Source organism: Streptomyces apricus, assembly GCF_008369065.1.
Taxonomy (GTDB): Bacteria; Actinomycetota; Actinomycetes; order Streptomycetales; family Streptomycetaceae; genus Streptomyces; species Streptomyces apricus.
Genome location: NZ_VDFC01000247.1, coordinates 1 through 979, shown reverse-complemented (window position 1 = coordinate 979; position 979 = coordinate 1). Strand labels below are relative to the sequence as shown.

Genomic DNA, 979 nt, shown 5'->3' with positions numbered 1-979 from the left:
CTGCTGAACCCGGCGTTCGGCAACAAGTGCGTCAACGACTGACGTCGTAGCGCATCGGCCGTACGGCTGAACCAGGCCGGCCTTGGACCGTTTTCCGGTGCCAAGGCCGGCTTTTCCCACTTCTACGAGCAGAAGGACAACGAGAGTGCGCCAGACCCTGAGCAAGGGGATGGTCGTGGCCGCCGCCGCTACGAGCATCCTGTCCCTGTACAGCTCCCAGGCCTTCGCCGACTCGGACGCGAGCGGGGCGGCGGCGGACTCGCCCGGTGTGCTGTCCGGCAACAACGTGCAGGCCCCGCTGGACGTGCCGGTGAACGCGTGCGGCAACTCCGCGGACGTGGTCGCCGCCCTCAACCCGGCCTTCGGCAACTCCTGCGACACCTCCGCGGGCAAGCACCGCAAGCCGGACGCCTCCCACCACGGGGCCTCCTCCGGCCACGGGGCCCCGTCCGGCCAGGGCGCGCACCACGGCCACGGCTCGGACCACGGCGACGGCGCGCACCACGGCGGCGGCTCCGGTCACCACGGTCCCGGTCCCGGTCAGCACGGGCACGGCTCCGGTCAGCAGGGTCACGGCTCCGGTCACCACGCGGGTTCCGGTGGCCACCACGACGGCTCCGCCGCGCACGGGGTCGCGCAGGGTTCGCCCGGTGCCGCCGCCGGCAACGCCGCCCAGGCCCCGGTCGACGTGCCGGTCAACGCGTGCGGCAACACCGTCGACGTGATCGGCCTGCTGAACCCGGCGTTCGGCAACAAGTGCGTCAACGACTGACGTCGTAGCGCATCGGCCGTACGGCTGAACCAGGCCGGCCTTGGACCGTTTTCCGGTGCCAAGGCCGGCTTTTCCCACTTCTACGAGCAGAAGGACAACGAGAGTGCGCCAGACCCTGAGCAAGGGGATGGTCGTGGCCGCCGCCGCTACGAGCATCCTGTCCCTGTACAGCTCCCAGGCCTTCGCCGACTCGGACGCGAGCGGGGC

At 71.1% G+C, this 979-nt stretch carries 1 protein-coding gene; it reads left to right on the top strand.

Annotated features, from left to right (window positions below; genetic code table 11):
* Positions 1–145: 145 nt before the first annotated feature.
* Positions 146–772, top strand: a complete 627-nt coding sequence (locus FGF04_RS41940) for a chaplin (protein ID WP_149516204.1) — start codon at positions 146–148, stop codon at positions 770–772.
* Positions 773–979 lie beyond the last annotated feature (207 nt).